Source organism: Rubripirellula tenax (assembly GCF_007860125.1).
Taxonomy (GTDB): Bacteria; Planctomycetota; Planctomycetia; order Pirellulales; family Pirellulaceae; genus Rubripirellula; species Rubripirellula tenax.
Map to the genome: position 1 here is coordinate 629,832 of NZ_SJPW01000004.1, position 16,336 is coordinate 646,167.

The 16,336-nt window shown below is 54.0% G+C and carries 13 protein-coding genes; 8 read left to right on the forward strand and 5 right to left on the reverse strand.

Annotated features, from left to right (window positions below; genetic code table 11):
* Nucleotides 1–9 precede the first annotated feature (9 nt).
* A complete protein-coding gene (locus Poly51_RS16975) occupies nt 10–1,143 on the forward strand; it encodes an ABC transporter permease (protein WP_146458966.1) in 1,134 nt (377 codons plus the stop codon).
* 4 nt (nt 1,144–1,147) lie between these two features.
* On the forward strand, nt 1,148–1,750 hold the full coding sequence (locus Poly51_RS16980) for a cation diffusion facilitator family transporter (protein WP_146458967.1): 603 nt from the start codon (nt 1,148–1,150) through the stop codon (nt 1,748–1,750).
* Nucleotides 1,751–1,777: 27 nt separating this feature from the next.
* Here the strand turns inward: Poly51_RS16980 and Poly51_RS31350 are convergent, their stop codons facing one another.
* Together Poly51_RS31350 and Poly51_RS16990 are read right to left on the reverse strand one after the other, a co-directional pair.
* The gene (locus tag Poly51_RS31350; RefSeq protein WP_246114569.1) at nt 1,778–2,500 is read right to left on the reverse strand and encodes a hypothetical protein; all 723 of its coding nucleotides are present in this window, start codon (nt 2,498–2,500) and stop codon (nt 1,778–1,780) included.
* 113 nt (nt 2,501–2,613) lie between these two features.
* Entirely contained in the window at nt 2,614–2,979 is a 366-nt protein-coding gene (locus Poly51_RS16990) for a hypothetical protein (RefSeq protein WP_009096979.1), read from the reverse strand.
* A gap of 300 nt (nt 2,980–3,279) precedes the next feature.
* On the opposite strand from Poly51_RS16990, the gene Poly51_RS16995 reads away from it, so the two are divergent.
* Nucleotides 3,280–3,873, forward strand: coding sequence for a hypothetical protein (locus Poly51_RS16995; protein ID WP_146458968.1), 594 nt, complete (start codon nt 3,280–3,282; stop codon nt 3,871–3,873).
* Nucleotides 3,874–4,111: 238 nt separating this feature from the next.
* Nucleotides 4,112–5,743 carry a TolC family protein gene (locus tag Poly51_RS17000; protein ID WP_146458969.1) on the forward strand — a complete coding sequence of 544 codons (1,632 nt, stop codon included), beginning with the start codon at nt 4,112–4,114 and terminating at the stop codon, nt 5,741–5,743.
* Nucleotides 5,744–5,770: 27 nt separating this feature from the next.
* Here the strand turns inward: Poly51_RS17000 and Poly51_RS17005 are convergent, their stop codons facing one another.
* From Poly51_RS17005 to Poly51_RS17015, 3 genes are all read right to left on the reverse strand, one after another.
* A complete protein-coding gene (locus tag Poly51_RS17005) occupies nt 5,771–9,223 on the reverse strand; it encodes a caspase family protein (protein ID WP_146458970.1) in 3,453 nt (1,150 codons plus the stop codon).
* A gap of 187 nt (nt 9,224–9,410) precedes the next feature.
* A complete protein-coding gene (locus Poly51_RS17010) occupies nt 9,411–11,447 on the reverse strand; it encodes a caspase family protein (RefSeq protein WP_146458971.1) in 2,037 nt (678 codons plus the stop codon).
* 73 nt (nt 11,448–11,520) lie between these two features.
* The gene (locus Poly51_RS17015; protein ID WP_146458972.1) at nt 11,521–12,240 is read right to left on the reverse strand and encodes a hypothetical protein; all 720 of its coding nucleotides are present in this window, start codon (nt 12,238–12,240) and stop codon (nt 11,521–11,523) included.
* Nucleotides 12,241–12,532: 292 nt separating this feature from the next.
* Between Poly51_RS17015 and Poly51_RS17020 the strand changes: the two genes are divergently transcribed.
* From Poly51_RS17020 to Poly51_RS17035, 4 genes are all read left to right on the forward strand, one after another.
* The gene (locus Poly51_RS17020; protein ID WP_146458973.1) at nt 12,533–13,162 is read left to right on the forward strand and encodes an RNA polymerase sigma factor; all 630 of its coding nucleotides are present in this window, start codon (nt 12,533–12,535) and stop codon (nt 13,160–13,162) included.
* Nucleotides 13,159–15,009 (forward strand): serine/threonine-protein kinase, encoded by a 1,851-nt coding sequence (locus tag Poly51_RS17025; protein ID WP_146458974.1) that lies wholly within the window; start codon nt 13,159–13,161, stop codon nt 15,007–15,009. The genes Poly51_RS17020 and Poly51_RS17025 overlap by 4 nt, the downstream gene beginning before the upstream one ends.
* Before the next feature lie 107 nt (nt 15,010–15,116).
* Complete coding sequence (locus tag Poly51_RS17030; protein WP_146458975.1) at nt 15,117–15,500, forward strand: hypothetical protein; 384 nt, start codon at nt 15,117–15,119, stop codon at nt 15,498–15,500.
* 246 nt (nt 15,501–15,746) lie between these two features.
* On the forward strand, nt 15,747–16,259 hold the full coding sequence (locus Poly51_RS17035; protein WP_146458976.1) for a hypothetical protein: 513 nt from the start codon (nt 15,747–15,749) through the stop codon (nt 16,257–16,259).
* Nucleotides 16,260–16,336: the final 77 nt, after the last annotated feature.

The window sequence follows — 16,336 nt, forward strand, 5'->3', positions numbered from 1 at the left end:
ATATGTAACATGTTCACCTACGTCCTGAAAACACTCTGGCGTCACCGCACGCGAACGCTGCTGACCGTTACCGGCGCGGCGGTGGCGATGTTTGTATTTTGCTTCGTTGGTTCGGTGCAAGAAGGTTTGCTTCGGCTGACGACGGGGTCGGACGCCGACCGAAGTCTGATTGTGTTTCAAGAGAATCGCTTTTGTCCGACAAGCAGTCGATTGCCGGAAGACTACTCGCGAAAGATCAAAGAGGTGCCGGGTGTTCGTGATGTGATGCCCATTCAGGTCTGGACGAATAACTGTCGTGCGAGTTTGGACATCGTCGTATTCAATGGTGCCGACCCAGAACAGATTCAAAAGACACGACCTATCAAGCTGACGAGCGGCAATTGGCAGCAGTTCGCATCACAACGTGACGCCGCTATCGTTGGTAGGAATGTCGCTCAACGTCGTGGCCTCAAGGCGGGCGACCAGTTTTCTATTGGTGACCTGTCTGTGAAGATCGCGGGTGTGTTTGAGTCGACGGTTCCATCGGAAGAGAACTTGATTTACACAAGCCTTGCATTTCTGCAATACACTCGCGGGCTTGATGCTGCCGGTTTGGTGACGCAGCACGAAGTCATGCTTACCGACGATGCCGATCCTGATCGCGTTGCTACGAAGATCGACGCGAAGCTGCGGGCTGGTTCTGTCGCAACGAAGACCCGACGCAAGGGAGCGTTTCAAGCCAGTACGCTCTCCGACCTCGTCGACTTGATCGGCTTCGCCCACTGGCTCGGGTACGCCTGTGTCGGACTGGTGTTGTCGCTCGTCGCAACGACCACCGTCATGAGCGTTCAAGATCGGATCAAAGAGTACGCCGTGCTGCAAACGATCGGCGTCCGTCCGATGCGAACGATGCGTTTAGTCTTAGCCGAAAGCACGATCCTGTGTCTGGTCGGCGGCATCGCCGGAACCACGCTGGCACTTGCTGCCCTCGGCATTGGCGGATTCGCGATCGGCGCGGAAGGTGCCACAATCGCCTTTCGTCCTTCCCTTGGATTGGCGATCAGCGGAACCGTCGTATCGCTGATTGTGGGCATTGCTGCGGGATTGGCCCCAGCCCTTCAAGCCGCGACTGTTCCGATCGTGAATGCACTTCGGGAGGCATGATTGCATGACTGACTGCGGATGCGAATTGGAAGCAGAAGGCGACGCACAGCGAAGGACGCTGCGCGTGGTGCTGGCAATCAACGCTGCAATGTTTATCGTCGAGATAATCGCTGGCGTGCTTGCCAGTTCGACGGGCCTGATCGCGGACTCACTCGACATGCTGGCCGACGCCAGCGTCTACGCAATCAGCCTGTACGCCGTTGGTCGTGCCGCCAACATCCGCCGCAATGCCGCAACTGCCAGCGGCGTGTTGCAACTGGCTCTCGGCTTCGGTGTATTGATCGAAGCGGTTCGCCGCTTCATCGGTGGCGGGGAACCGATCGGCGTTGCGATGATGGCGATGGGCTTGATTGCTTTGATCGCCAATTCCTTTTGCCTGTGGCTGATCGCCAAGCACAAAGGCGGTGATGTCAACTTTCGAGCGTCCTACATTTTCTCAGCCAACGACGTGATCGCCAACATTGGTGTCATCGTCTCGGGCCTGATCGTTAAACTCTCTGGCTCGCAAATTCCCGACCTGGTCATCGGAATCCTGATCGCCAGCGTCGTTGTGCGAGGTGGCGTCAAGATTCTCAGGATGGCCGGTTCCGGCGAGGAAGCGAGTTAAGCGGTGACGGTAGGTTCCTTCGCTGCGTCAACTGACGGTAAGAGATGGACTTCCCAAAGCTGTTAGGCTTGGTGGTGGTCCGTCCATTCTGATTGGGCCGTTGTTCGTGGGTGGACTGCTTGGCTGTGCTGGACGGTCGCGAGGAGCTTCGTAGCGTGGAAGCTCGGGAACTGCATTGCGGTTGGGAAGCGTTGGTGCAGTCATCGGCTGACGATCAGGCGTGCCGAAAGTGACGGCGGGGTTTTGGAGACTCGGATTCACTGGGCCGTGTGAGTGCCCATCGTGTGAATGGTCGCCATGATCATGGCCATCGTTGGCATGGTGGCCCCGGTCATTGTAGGAACCCGTCGCGCCGTTTGGAATTTCATACTGACGGGGTGCGTCGAGGTAGGGTGCATCCTGATAGGGTGGATTCTGTTGGGACAATTCACCAAGCGCGGGCTGGTTGTACTGCAACGGGCAACCGACATCGTCGGGGCAGTACACGCTGTTGTTGCTGTGATATTGGTTCAGCGGCATGTCGACGTATCCGAGAGCGATCGGGGCGTGACCGTGATGGCTGTCTTGGTAGTGGTACGAGTCGTGCGCATAGTGATGACCGCCCTGGTAGTGCCCGTAAAAATGTCCGTGGTCGGTATAGTGATGAGCTCCATGATGACCATATCCATGCCATTGCTGAGCAGTTGCTGGTTGCATTTGCGAAAAGGCAGCGATAGCGAATGCGGCGAGCGCGACGACGTGTTTCGGCATGTTTTTCATTTCGTTGTAAGTTTTGCACAGAGACAAGAAGGACGGACGAGACTTGCTCGCCCGTCCAGTTGATTTAGAACGGTCGGTAACATTCGCAAGCGAACAACGCTTGATTAGTGATGGCCGCCAGCACCTAAAACATGGAAGCGTCCGATATCAAGGTGCAATCCACCGCGTTGACGATAGGGTTGTGATCGGTAGGTAGGAGAGTACTGTTGCTGGTATTGCGGTTGATAGCTCGGTTGGTACGTTTGGCCGTATCCATAACCGCCGTAGTTCGATGAATAGCCGTAATTGCCATAGGTTTGAACGGGTGCTTGAGCGTAGCCGCCATGGTGACCGCCACCGTGATGGCCGCCGGAGTAGGCGTGGTGTCCGCCATGACCACCATGAAAGTAGTCGCTAGCGGTGGCACCGGTATTTCCGGCAAAGGCGAACAATCCTGCTGCGAGAGCGGCAATTGCGAAGGCACGATTCATAAGGTGTCAGTCCTGAAATTCGAGGGGAGGTTCACGGCAAGTGCCGCTGGAAACACATCTAACGCATTGCGTGTGCCAAACCGAAAAACCAGTGAATTCCCAGGTTTGACACCAGATGCCTGACGTCAAGTTGAATACATCGCGACCTCATTACGATCTCATTTCAAGATAAGTCGCAGCAGATCGACGCGATTGCACCCCTCGCGTGGGATGGTACAATAACCCTTAGCGGGCGATGCGAACAATTCGACGGATTTGCATTGTCCTTCACAGTTTGCCCCACGTTAGGAGTTTAGACCAATGAAATGTTTCCTCTCAGCATTCGCCGTTTTGGCTGTCGCGACCACCGCACAAGCCCAGTGGAGCGTTCCCCACACGACCACGCACATTGACCATGTGCCACACACGACGACGCACACCGATTACGTCCAACATGGCAATCACGTTGACGCGGTGCCTCACACAACAACCCACATTGACCGCGTCCCGCACACGACCACGCACGTCGATCATGTGTCGCCGTACGGCAATTACCCAACCACGACGCAGCCGTATCAGCAACGCTATCAATCGGCCCGGCCCGTGATTCAGGGCCAGTACCAGCAGCAATACCCGCAGCAACAGTATATCCAGGGACAGTCGTATCCGCAGCAAGGACGAGTGATTTACCGAAACGGCATTCGCCAGACTTACACTCAACCGTATCAGTCTTACCGCCCATCGTATCAGCAACCGCACCTGCATTCGCAAACGCACACCGACTACGTGCCTCACACACAGACGCACATTGATTACCAGCAACATGGCAATCATCTGCACGCGGTTCCTCACACTACCACGCACATCGACGCCGTTCCCCACACGACGACGCATCTTCATGGTGGCCATCACTAGGCTTGTGTCCAAGACAGTTGAATAAATGACGTTCGCCGGAACGGAATCCGGCGTCAAGCGGCCACCTGTTGGACGCACTTCTGCGGACCTCTTCCGCACCGATCTTCCGTACGACCCGCATCACCCGACCTGAGCAGGTTGCGATAGGCCGGATTGCAAGGGTACGACGTGAAAATCCCCTCGTCCCTAACCGATAGGAACCAACGGCTGGTCTCATTTTTTCACGGAGGAAAACGCGGTGATCGCAACACAACCGACCAGCAATCGTACTCGTCAATCGCGGCGTCGGCGGTTGCGTGCGGCTTTGAGTATGACATTGATGCTGGGTTCAGCGATGAGTTTCACGGCGGGTTGCCAGAGTGTTGGCAATCACGTTGCGACATCAGCTCACAATCCCACAATGCTTCAATCGAGCGAAGCGAACGTCGCCTCAACACCGGCGACGGCCATCGTTGCGGCACCCGTGATCACGGTCGCATACAACGACAAGTCGGATGACGACAAACCCGTTGCAACGGAAGAGGACGATTCCGATAAGGAGTCCGCCGGTTCCTTGCGAGACATCATGGCGCTGGATTTGCCCGAACAGTCGCTCAGCGAAGTCGCCGTTGTGCCATTCTCAACCGGCAATGAGTACTACCTCAGCGAACAGCCCGCCGGATTGACGCTCGAAGCGATCGAGTCGATGGCTTTGGCGAACAATCCGACCATCGCTGAATTGGTCGCGACAACGCAAAAAGCCGCGGGTTTCAAATGCCAAGTCGGGCTGCGTGCCAACCCTGTACTCGGCTACAGCGCTGTCCAACTCGCCGACCAAGGTACCGATCAGCACTCGGTGTTCATCTCGCAAACAATCATCACTGGCGACAAACTTGCGCTCAATCGCGCCGTGCTCAATGAAGCCTTGCGTGCGCAGCTGATGCAGCTGGAAGCTCAGAAATACCGTATCGCGACTGACATTCGCATCACGTTCTACGATGCCTTGGCGGCACAGCAACGAGTGAATTTGATCCGCGATTTCCAATCGGTCGCTGACAAGGGAGTCGATATAGCCGAGCAACTCAAAGAGGCACAGGAAGGCTCGCAGCTGGAAATCGTTCAAGCAAAGGTTCAAAAGAACGAGATCGACTTGGCTCTCCGGCAAGCCCAGATTCGCTTCGACGCCGCTTGGCGAGAGATGGCCGCATTGGCCGGCAATCCCGACATGATGCCCGTGGCACTACTAGGCGCACTGCCCAACGCGGATTCCGCCTTGGACTGGCCCAGCGTTGCGGCCACGATGATCGCATCGAGCCCCGAAGTGCAGGCCGCGCAGGCCCGAATCAATCAAGCCAGAGCCAACCTTTGCCGCCAACAGGCTCAGCCGATTCCGAACCTAGATTTGCAACTTGCCTCTGGGTATGACAACGGCACGGACAACGGCATGATCAACTTTCAAGTCGGAGCACCGATTCCGGTCTTCAACAAGAACCAAGGCAACATCTCGGCGGCCCGTGCTGAGTATGTGCGTGCGTCACGCGAACTCGAACGAATCCAAAACTCTATCAAGGCACGCTTGGCTCAGGTTTCGCGAGACTACGATTCTTCAATGGTTGCAGTTGAACAGTATTCCAAAGACATCCTGCCCAACTCAGAAGACGGTTTGAAGCTCGCTGAGCTTGCCTACAAAGCTGGCGAGACGAGCTTTGTGCAAGTCCTAGTCGCCCGCCGAACTTATTTCGACACGAACTTGCAGTACATCGTTTCGCAGCAGCAACTGGCTCAAGCCCGCGCCCGCGTCGATGGATTCGTCCTGACGGGAGCATTGGATGCGGTCGTTGATAACAGTGGCGACGATAGCCTGCGTGGTCTGACGTTCAGCCAACAGTAATGACTCGTCAGACAACCTAGATTTAGCCTACGGACGTTGAAGCGCAAACGGAAAAGTAGTGGCTTGAGACGCCGTTTCGACGGCAGTCGTTTCTTTGCCAGTGGTTGAGTCGACAAAAGTTCGTGTCATCGCATGGCGCGCATCGAAACCACGCACAGAATCACGCCAGCGGCAGTCAACAGACGAAGTGAGCGAAGCAGAAGGGTTCTGTTTCAGCCAACCGGACATCGCATCGTAGACGTCGTCCGGCAGCGGCAGTTTCGTAGTGGAGTAACATGCTTCGCGGACCATTTCGACGTTATAGTACGATTCTGCTAACGAAACGCAGCGGCTGATGCCACGCGGAATGTCGACCAATAGGTAGGGTTTGCCATCGAGGGTATAGACCGCCAGAATCGGCCTTACTTCATTACCTTTGATATCCAGCTTGCCGAGCGTCGCCTCGGCCTGGATCTGCAACATCTCTTTGACCTGTGCGTCGCCTAGACTCATCTTCGCATTCATCGCTGTATCGAAGTACGGCCTCAAATACTTGACGGCATCGGATACCTGGAACTCTTGCTCAGGTTCGTCGTTGCTTGTTGCTTGATAAGAGTCCAACGCAACCCTGCAAAAGCTCAGTAGTAAGTCAGCATCCGCGAGTGTTTGGTATTTGTTGCGACTGCCAGCGTGTTTTAGCAAGATGTCCGATGCGAAGAGACAAAGTTCAAGCTGATCCCGATGCGGTGTGGTGCCGACTTTATCGCGGTATGCGAGGATACACTCACGCAGGTTGTTCTGGTCCGTCAGTTCACTTCCGTTCGTCGTCCCTTTTTTCGCGGTTTGTTCGCATGCTCGGACGCACAATGTTGTCAGGGTTCCGACGGCATCCAGTAAACCGCCTGCTTTGTCCTTCTGAGGCAAATAGATTTTGTCGGCAACTTCACACATCTGATTCGCGAGTTCGTGGTCAGTGAACGTCGACGGGAGACTTAACGCCAACGCTTGTTTGTACAACAACACGGCAGTGGTTTGATCGCGAGCCGAATCACGTAGCAAATGCACACGCGTCATGGCGCGGCGATAGTCATCAAGAGCTTCCTTTAAGTCTCGCACCTCTGGATCGCCAAATAGGTTGCAGTCGCCAAGTCGCTCTTGCGTATTGATAGTCCGACCGATGAACTGATCTTCGATTGCTGCGTCAGCGGAGTCACTGCGAAACTGACCGAACGCAGATTCAACGCGGTCGGTGAGTTTTCGATACTCGGCGGCTGCCAGTGCCGTTTCGCCTTGAAAACGCATTCCCATCGCGATTCCATGCAAGTTGTGCAGATAGGCGACCTTGGATGAATAGTCTCGCGACTCGTCAAACGCAACTTGGTTAGCGACCGACGCATCGACACAGACCATTTCTTCGCTGGATGAAAGCGTGTCGGTGTCATCACCGTTAACGCGGCTCATTCGATTCAAGAGAATCTGGTTGGACTTGTGGAAAGAACACACAGCATCTTCGATCTTCCATTGCATCATCTTGCACCAGGCATTCCTCCGGTAGATATGGGCTTCGAGGAAATGGCCCGCAACTGGAGACGTGAGGCCGTCTGGCTTTGGCTTCGCTAGCTCTTTTGCTTCATCGAGTAAAGAATCAGCTTGTTTCCAGCGATTGATACCGATCCATGCGTCCGCTTCACTGCATAGAGTGAATGCCATGAAGAAATCAGCGTAGCCTTTCTGCTTGCCATCGAACGTGAGTTGTTCGATTTCGCGACGAGCTTGCTGGTACTGTTCCGCTGCGAGTTTGTGCTGTTTCAGCTCGCGTTGCAGAAACTCGGCATAGTCAACACGGCACAGGGCTTGGAGGATCTGTAGCGAGTAATTGAACACCTTCTCGTCATCTTCAGCCATGTCATTATTCTGCGGCACTTGCGTTGCACGCATCTCGTGCGCATACATTCGGAGTGCCTGTTTGTAGACGCTATCTGCCTCAGTTTTGCTGAGTGAGTGTTTAACAACAGCTAGCAGATGAACGTCAGCAGCTTGCAAGTCCTTGTCCATGCTGTTGGCGGGAGCGACTTTCGGAGAGACACCGCGTGAGGCTTCGATCGCATTGCTTTTGGGTAACAATGGTTCAAGGTCGGATTCAATCTCTGCTAGTGCTTCCCGCAGCTTTTTCCCATTGTCCGCGTCAAGCAACAGCGTACCGTGTTTGCGACGTAGTCTTGCGACCTCGCTTTCGCCCTCTTTCAGTTGACGCAGCGCAGAATCCGCAGCCAATCGCAGGCTCTCGGCATCCAAGAGATCGGCGACCTCATTGCCACGTGCAACGACTCGGTGACTGTCATAGATTTGAACCATTTCGGCCCGAATGCTTGGGATAAACCATGGACATTCTTGAAACCACCAACTGCCCTGGCGGCTGACCACCATGCTGCGCAAGTACGCCTCTTCCAACTCTTCAACAAGAAACTTTTTGAAGTCTGCTTTCGTGTTCGGTTTGAACGAGAACTCACCCGCATCACCAGTCTGCTCGACCAAGTTGCGACAATCGGGGCGTTGGCTGGGATCAAAGTAGCCTTCCAGATGCTGCAAAATCGCATGAGCCGTCACTGGCTGCTTTTGATTCTGTGCTGGAATGCGTCGCAACCCATGCAAAAACGCCGATGTAAACTTCGAGTTGCCGTCGCGACCGTCGGACGCAAGCTGACTGGCGCGACAAGACGCCATCGCTTGAAACGCGGGAGCATTGAGCAGACTTTCGTCACTACGCCCTCTGCCATCGCTCGGTGGCTGGAAGGCGGTGGAGGCACGATGTTGATTAAAAATTTCTCCCGAGTGGCAACAGTCGAGTACTAACAGTTTCTGCTTAGCCTTGATCCGCCCGAGGTCGTCAATCAAGCCGAACGGCAAACCAAAAAGGTTACCGATCGGTTCGCCATTTTGAAGTTCAACATCCATCGCAAGCATCGCAACATTGTTTCCGCTTGTGGATTGTGATCCAAGCTTGATTCCGTGACCTGCAAAGAAGAAGAAGACGGTATCGTCCTCGTCCGCTTCCTTGCTGACCCGCAACAACTCGCGTGCAATGTTCGATTTCGTAGGCAACCGCTCAGAGTCGGTCCCTTTGTCGTCCGTCAAGACGATGACGTGACTTTTGTCGTAGTCGTAATAATTGGTCAGGATATCGGCAATTGCCAACGCATCGTTGGCAGCGTTGGACAAAGCGGGCAGGGCGTCACGGCTAAGAAGATCATCGCCGTCACGCAGTTCTTCTTGACGACTGGTGTAGTTCACGCCGATCAGGATGGCCCAATTCTCGCCGCCACGCAGATCTTTCTTGCCAAAGCCAAGATCATCGTCAGCTAAGGTTTGGCTCCGAGACAGAAGCGAGATTGCAATGAACAGGACAGCGATCGCAAACGTTAACGCAACGGTCGGAAAACCTACACCGCCCGAGACGCAACGAAGGCTCCGAGAAATGATTGTTGGGAAAATCTTCTTCATGCTACCAATTCCAGTGAATTCAAGCTTTATCGAGTGGCAGTGCCACCACCCAGCGTAGTGGTTGCGATCCGAAACTGCAAACGATTCGTTTCGTCCAAAGTTGCAAAACACGCACCTTTACGATCGTTTCCGATGTCCATCACTCAATTGCCATCAGTTGTAGCGATTACGCAGGCTGCAACGTCAACTATTCCGAGACGACCCAGGAAACCATTGACATTTGAGGCTGCTGCGTTGTGCCCCCGGTGCGAAATTTCTGGTTGCCGAACGTGGCATCATAAAGCTGCTTTTCAAACGGCGTCTTCGCGACAAAACCTCGCTTCTTCGCGACGACATCGCCAAGTTTTGTTTGTTCGATTCCAACGTAGTTCAATTGATGCTTCACCCTACCTTCCTGCGGAATGCCGACCAAGACTAAGCCGTTTTGCCCCCACATCTTCTCATTGATGGTCATTTCAAACAACGCGATCGTTGTCGGACGAAATAGACTTTGCGCTGGCTTTATAAAGTCCGACGCTTGACTAGCAATTTGAAAGCGTGAGCTGACAAAGAACACCGCGAAGGCAGCATCGTAGGCACCTTCGTTAACAACTTCGATTCGCAACACGTCGCCTGCCTTGACCACATCTGTGGTGAGATCACCAGTCACTTTGGTCATCTTCAGCTTGATGTCGTGCGTTGCGGCTGCGTTGGGTCCATACGCTGCCGCGAGTCGTTGAAGGTTCTCGCAGTTGTACACTCGGCGAAGATCACGCTCGACTGCATCGACAAGTCCGCTGTTGGCTAGTGAAGATAGGTAGCGGACATGCGGGACGCGTTGAAGTTGTGCTGCGGTCGGCCAGTCGTCGCCAAGCGTCAAGGCGACTTCATTGGGCACTAAAAGACGATCTGTCTCAGACACCAAGAGCGTCCATCCTTGGGTGCCTTTTGTTTCAACGACACGGAAAATACTGAGTGGATCGGCTGCCTTTTCTCGAATCGTCATCTCAAGCGATTGCGCCGCATCGACTTCGCTCGCTGAGATAGTCAAAGCAATACGCAGTTCGCCAAGCTCTTGGCTGACGACTTGGCATGTTGAGTTCTTAGGTAGGTCGTCGATCGGAACAGGTTCTGAAAAATCGCCGTAAGCAACACTGTTAATCTCGGCAGTCGTCGCGGATAGATTCGTTACCTGCACGTAACCGATTGGCGTTATTTGCTTGCGATCCTGCGGAGCAAAGATGGCTACGATCGCGTTCATGGTCAGTCCGGCCATCTGGCCACCGATGATTGACGCCGTGTCTCCATCGTTTTGCAGGTACATCGGATTCGCCCGTGGCCACTTCTCAAAGCCGAGTACTTCCTGATCCAAGTCACCTTCACAAAAAGGAGTCGGCCAAGTACGTCCGAGAGCACGGTATCTTTCGATAATTCCACGTCGCAGATCTTCGTAGGACAAGCTTGCATTGTCGTCAACGGACTGCTGGTCCAAACACTGCAACAAGCAATACGTAAACAATCCATGCGGCACGGGCTTGCCTGCTGACTTATCGAGCGATTTGTCTTCGATTGCCCGTTCGTAGGCTTGGCAAGCGTAGAACGCAACGCAGTTCGATGATCCGTCTTTGGGCAACTCCCACCCAACATCGTCGTTGCTCTTGGGTGCGGCAAGACGTATCGCATCAAGCTCGGGCGAAGCCAGTCCACGAACCGTTTCATTAGGATCGCCGCCTCGCGTCATTGTTCCAGAGAAACAACTGTCGAATACGATCCAGGTGCGAATCCCTTTTTGATTGAGTGCTGCCAACCAAACGCCGATTTGGTCGTCCAAGATGACTTCGGTTTCGTCGATCGGCATGAAAAACTCGTCCGTGCCATCTTTCTCCGTATCGCTTCTACGTTGCCCGCCGTGACCGGACATGTAAATCAACAGCATGTCGGGAGCTTCGTCCGCCGCCCAATCCGCTGCGACAACGGTCTCGAAGGCCGCATGGATATTGCTGTAGGTGGGAGGTTTTGTCGTGGTGTCAGCGTCACTCAAGACCGTCAGATCGTCTGGTCTGAAACCAAATCGAGGCGTTGCCAATCGCTCTTTCAGTAAGGCAACATCGACACCGCAACCGTGCAGATCACTCTGCGTTTTATAGTCGGAGCATCCAATCAAGAGTGCATGACGCGCGGCATAGGCTTGATGTTGAGAAAGAACAATCCACGCGATCAGTGGAAAAAGAACAAATCGAAACATTGGAGAACCTTTCCGCGAGCGGGAGCTGGACCCATGGCGGGTCCAGCTTCAAAGTTAAACTTCTGACCAATTCCTACCAGGGGAAGTGGTGAGGATGTGGCGGATCGAGACGGAAGACCCATCGGTGCTGGTGGCCGACGATGTGATCGTTCCAGCGGTGCCCCTCGTGATCGCGAGCTTCGAGGTAGTGCGCGCTATGCACATGAAATGTGCCGACACTATGACCTTCGACGTGCCCGATCTCACGACCATTGACGTAGACATGGACTTCGTCGTGGTTCGACCTGTTGTCGATATACAAATCTCCATCGAGATCCTTCGTCGCGTCTCCTTCTTTGGGCATCTTCTCGGCAGCCGCTTTGGCAACTTTCATGATTTTGTCGCCAAGATCGCCACCGAGCAACTTTGCAGCCGTTGCGATCTCGGTCGGATTTCCGCGATTCTCTGCAAGTGTCACGGCTTCTTCTTGCAACGCGCTTGATGTCAAAGACGCCTGCTTGCCAGAAAGTGATTCAGCCGCCGACAAAAGTTCCGCTGATAAGAGCAGCTCGATCGGATCGGCAGCCAATCGTGCTGCGTCGATTTTTTGGCCCAAGTCGTTAATCGCTCCGAGCGAAACGCCAAGCTCGGTACCGAAATCAATGAACTTCGCTTGCTTGACAGTTTCCGGCTTAAGTGTGACGACCTTTTCGTCTGCCGCTTGGTCCTGAGCATTTGCTGCCAGACCAGTGATACCCACTAACAGAGTCGCCATAACGATTCGTGAGAGTTGTCGGGAAAAGAATTTGTACATCGTGTTTACCTCGTGCCTTAACGGCTGAAAGAAAGGAGTCAATCCATTGAGTGTGTGTCCGTCCTGGTGTGAAGTCTGGCCGCTTGCATCAAAATGATCGTCCATCTCAAAACAGCCCGCCGCGTGGTGATTGTACGCCCCCCTGGGCGGGGATACAATCAGTAGACGGCACTGGCGTCAACCAGCACGGAAGCTTCACACCCGCATCCAATGCAATGTCACGGCGGTTGCGGAAAGTAATCTGGAATTTTCGAGATCGAGTCGTCACTGAAAGCACAAGGCGCATCCCAATATGACTCACTTGCACGGCACGCATGTAGACGCCACCTCAACGCCGCCGACGAAAAGCCTTTCAGACTTGCTCGTCGCGTTGGCCCAGCATAATCCGGACGCTCCGAGTCGCGTGCTGGAAATGTACGGAGACGAGATTCATCGCTTTATTCGTTTCCGAATGCGAGATTCCGTTCTTCGGAGGCTGCATGATTCCATTGATGTAGAGCAATCGGTCTTTCGTCGTTTCTTTCAGAGGGCGTCGAGCAACGAATTGCGGCTTGCCAATGAAGATGAGTTGCGGGCGTACTTGTTCACGCTCGCTAAAAATCGTGTTCGCGAATTGAAGCGATCACTGTCCGCAGCGAAACGAAAAGCCCATTTCGTTGAAGAAGATTCCACGTTTCAACTTGGCCAGATCGGCGGCAATGCGACGAATCCTGACAGTGCGATCGCGGAGGCGGAGTTGATGACTGAAGTGCGTTCGCTCGTCGGCACGGACGACTGGACAGCGGTGGTAGAACGGCTCGACGGTCGAACGTGGAAAGAAGTCGCTGAAGATCAAGGTGTGATGCCAGACACGCTTCGCAAGAGAATTCAAACCGCTCTGAACCAAGTAAAGAATCGCCTGATGGGCAACGACACAACATGAATGACGATGAATTTGAAAAGCTGCTTCGCGAAACCGAGTTTTTGCCACCTATCGAAATGTCGTCGCATGTTGCAACTGTGATCGCTCAGCAAGCGGATCGGCTCAATGACAGCCAGAGGGTAGATTTACTTTACTTGGAATATCTGTCTAAACAATCCAGCGGTGTCAGCGAGGAAATTGGTGATCTTTGTACTCGCTATCCTGAATCCGCCGATAAATTGCTGCGACAGATTGAGGTGGACACCGAGTTGTCGCGACTCGACGGCGAGACGGACCCACTAGGTTCGTTTGAAAATCACGTCACGGCGATCGAGCACATCGGCGCATACACGGTGATTGAAAAGATCGGCGAAGGATCGCAAGCCGAGGTTTTTCGCGTTATCCATCCCATGCTTCGCTGCGAACTGGCAATGAAGGTCGGCAAGTGCAAGACCGCAGCCACCGACCGGATTCTCGAAGAGGGACGTTTGCTGGTCACGGTCAACGATCCCGGAATAGCGCGTGTGATCGACGCGGGTGTATGGCACGATCGGCCTTTCATCGTATCGGAATTGATTCGTGGCACGACACTAAAGCAACGTGTGGATGACCGTACTTTAACGCAGACCCAGCTTGTTGAAGCGTTAATACGACTAGCATGCACAGTCCAAACTTTGCATGAGGCCGGAATCGTTCACTGCGATATTAAGCCCGCGAACGTGCTGGTCGATGCAAACGGACTTCCTAAATTGGTTGATTTTGGGCTAGCGATCAATCGCGGCGTAGACGTTTGGGACGAGAATGCCACCGGGCGACAAGATCATTCCGGCGGTACGCTCGCTTACATGGCCCCAGAATTGCTCACTTCCGATAACAATCGTGATGAAAGACGTTATCGGAAACCCGTATCGGATGTATTCTCGCTCGGTGCGTTGCTCTACTTCGGCTTGGTTGGAAATCATCCTTACGCTTCGCGCTCGTCGCTCAATGTGGTTGATCTAGTCGCCACCGGGCAATGGGATCGCGATGTCCTTCGGAATGCGGACACACCCAGTCAAGTGATCCGAATTTGCGAAGCGGCATTGGCCACTGATCCTGGAAAACGTACTGCGTCGGCTAGCGACTTTGCGGACGAGCTACAGTGTTGGCTTGAACAACGAACCAGCCGACCTCTTTATTACAAAACGATTTTGGCAATCTCGATTGCGGTATTTAGCTTTGTTGGTTTGGTCCTTTGGCGATCAAACTCAAGTCAAATGAATTTTCCTTTACCGCTGGCTGTCTCGCCATCAAAATGGATTACTGAATCGAAACGCCTAGGACTGCTGGATGTCAAAGTATGGTCCGAGCAATATGCCTTTGAACTCGTTCATCGCGTGCCGATAGCCACAGGAGAAGGCTTGCAAGTCAACGCTTCGCTTCGCGGCGGACGGCAGGGTGAGTTATGGATTGTCTCAAGCGAAGGGAAGCCTGAACGTTTGGCCGGTTTTGCCGCTGAGGATCAACCGCGTTGGGTTCACTACCCCGCCAAGCTTGACCAAGCAGTTCCGCTCACTGGCCCTGCGGGCACGGAGGTAATCGTTTGGCTTGAACTGCCCGCCTCGAAAGAACTGAGTACGGGCATCTACAACGAGCAAACCGCCGAAATCCTGCGTCCCAGCACTCAATGGCCGTCCATCGGTGATGCATTGGTATTCCGGATCGTCGATGGCGTGCTGACAATCGAACAGAACGACCGCTCTCTCGGATCACCGCAGGATATCGACGCTCCCTTGGCGACTGTCCAAAAGCATCTTAGGAACGCGACGCACGAACTCAACAGTCGAGGGATTGGCGTCGAGATTATTGCTTTCACACACGCCGAATAAAACTTTCCGGATTCCTTTCCGCTAGGCGTCCGTTTTTGACTTGTCTTGGTTGTCGGGCTTACTGAAGCCCAAAACAATGTTCTCAACCAAGCACGAAGGAAACGAAAATGTCTATTGGAAAGAAAATCGTCCCTGCCATCGCACTTGCTGCCCTATTTACGTTCGTCATGGGTAGTGAGGCGAAAGCACAGCACGGCTCTCATTTTGGAAGCCACCAAAGCAGTCATTTCGGTGGCCATCACGGCGGAAGCCACAGCGGATTTCACAGCGGAGGTCATCACGGTAGTGGGCACATCATCCAACCTTCTCGGTACGTGCCGACCTATCCCTCCTACCCGAGCTACCCGACGTATCCTTCGCCGAACATCCATCGCGGATATCACAATACGACACACTTGGATTACCACGCACCGTCGTTTGTGCCACACAACGGACATCTCGACTACCGCCCCGGCCACTACGATGTTCACCAATCTGGACATTGGCACTGAGTTCATTGACACTGACACCGTCGCACTATGCGACGGTGTCGCGGTCAGGTTGACGACAATCCCGAATTTTATTGAGCGTCGATTTCGCGACTTTTGCCAACGATTCGCCGCAAATTCGCGATTGGCACAGCTTCTGCATTACCCTTCCCGCACAATTTCACTGTAGACCGGACTGCCAAAATTCGATAGTAATACTGCGACGATTCGTCCCATTGTGCCGATCGTCCGTGTCCCAACAAAGCGACCATGTTTCACAAGCTCCTCACCTACTCGACGATGACCGCCGTAGTGCTTCACGCACTGCTGGGTTGTTGCGTGCATCACGCTCACGCGGGTCACACGCACAGTCACGACGTTGACCAGGTGATGGTGGACGTTCCGCACGTGGTTGGTCTTAGCGACTCTGGCCACGATCACGACGGACATTCCCACGAAGGTCACAAGGCTTCCTGCCAACATCAGCACAACGCAGATGGCTCGATCACTTGCGATTGCTTTGATGACGAGTCCAGTCAGCCATGCTCAGGTTCGCATGGCCCCCATGAATCCTGTGACGAAGCTGACTGCAACATCGTTGCCGATCAACGAGACAACGACGTTTCGTTGATCTTGACCCTTGATTGGTCGCCCTTGCTGACGCACTCTTTGTCGGTTTCGTCGCAAGACCTACTCGCACTACGGACGGAGTACGGTTCGCCGCCCGATCCGCACGACGTGCAGTCACCTCTCCGCATCAAGACTCAAGTCTGGCGTCTGTAAAGGTCCGCTCTCGTCCGTGTTTGGATGAGAGTGTGCGTGCCTCTATGCCGTAGCGGAAGTCGTCAAGACTTTCGATC

Excerpts from the sequence above, each read along its gene's own strand:
- Poly51_RS17025 (WP_146458974.1), top strand. The coding sequence starts at position 13,159 with ATGAATGACGATGAATTTGAAAAGCTGCTTCGCGAAACCGAGTTTTTG.
- Poly51_RS16980 (WP_146458967.1), top strand. The coding sequence starts at position 1,148 with ATGACTGACTGCGGATGCGAATTGGAAGCAGAAGGCGACGCACAGCGA.
- Poly51_RS17035 (WP_146458976.1), top strand. The coding sequence starts at position 15,747 with ATGTTTCACAAGCTCCTCACCTACTCGACGATGACCGCCGTAGTGCTT.
- Poly51_RS31350 (WP_246114569.1), bottom strand. The coding sequence starts at position 2,500 with ATGCCGAAACACGTCGTCGCGCTCGCCGCATTCGCTATCGCTGCCTTT.
- Poly51_RS16995 (WP_146458968.1), top strand. The coding sequence starts at position 3,280 with ATGAAATGTTTCCTCTCAGCATTCGCCGTTTTGGCTGTCGCGACCACC.
- Poly51_RS16975 (WP_146458966.1), top strand. The coding sequence starts at position 10 with ATGTTCACCTACGTCCTGAAAACACTCTGGCGTCACCGCACGCGAACG.
- Poly51_RS17010 (WP_146458971.1), bottom strand. The coding sequence starts at position 11,447 with ATGTTTCGATTTGTTCTTTTTCCACTGATCGCGTGGATTGTTCTTTCT.
- Poly51_RS17015 (WP_146458972.1), bottom strand. The coding sequence starts at position 12,240 with ATGTACAAATTCTTTTCCCGACAACTCTCACGAATCGTTATGGCGACT.
- Poly51_RS16990 (WP_009096979.1), bottom strand. The coding sequence starts at position 2,979 with ATGAATCGTGCCTTCGCAATTGCCGCTCTCGCAGCAGGATTGTTCGCC.
- Poly51_RS17030 (WP_146458975.1), top strand. The coding sequence starts at position 15,117 with ATGTCTATTGGAAAGAAAATCGTCCCTGCCATCGCACTTGCTGCCCTA.
- Poly51_RS17005 (WP_146458970.1), bottom strand. The coding sequence starts at position 9,223 with ATGAAGAAGATTTTCCCAACAATCATTTCTCGGAGCCTTCGTTGCGTC.
- Poly51_RS17020 (WP_146458973.1), top strand. The coding sequence starts at position 12,533 with ATGACTCACTTGCACGGCACGCATGTAGACGCCACCTCAACGCCGCCG.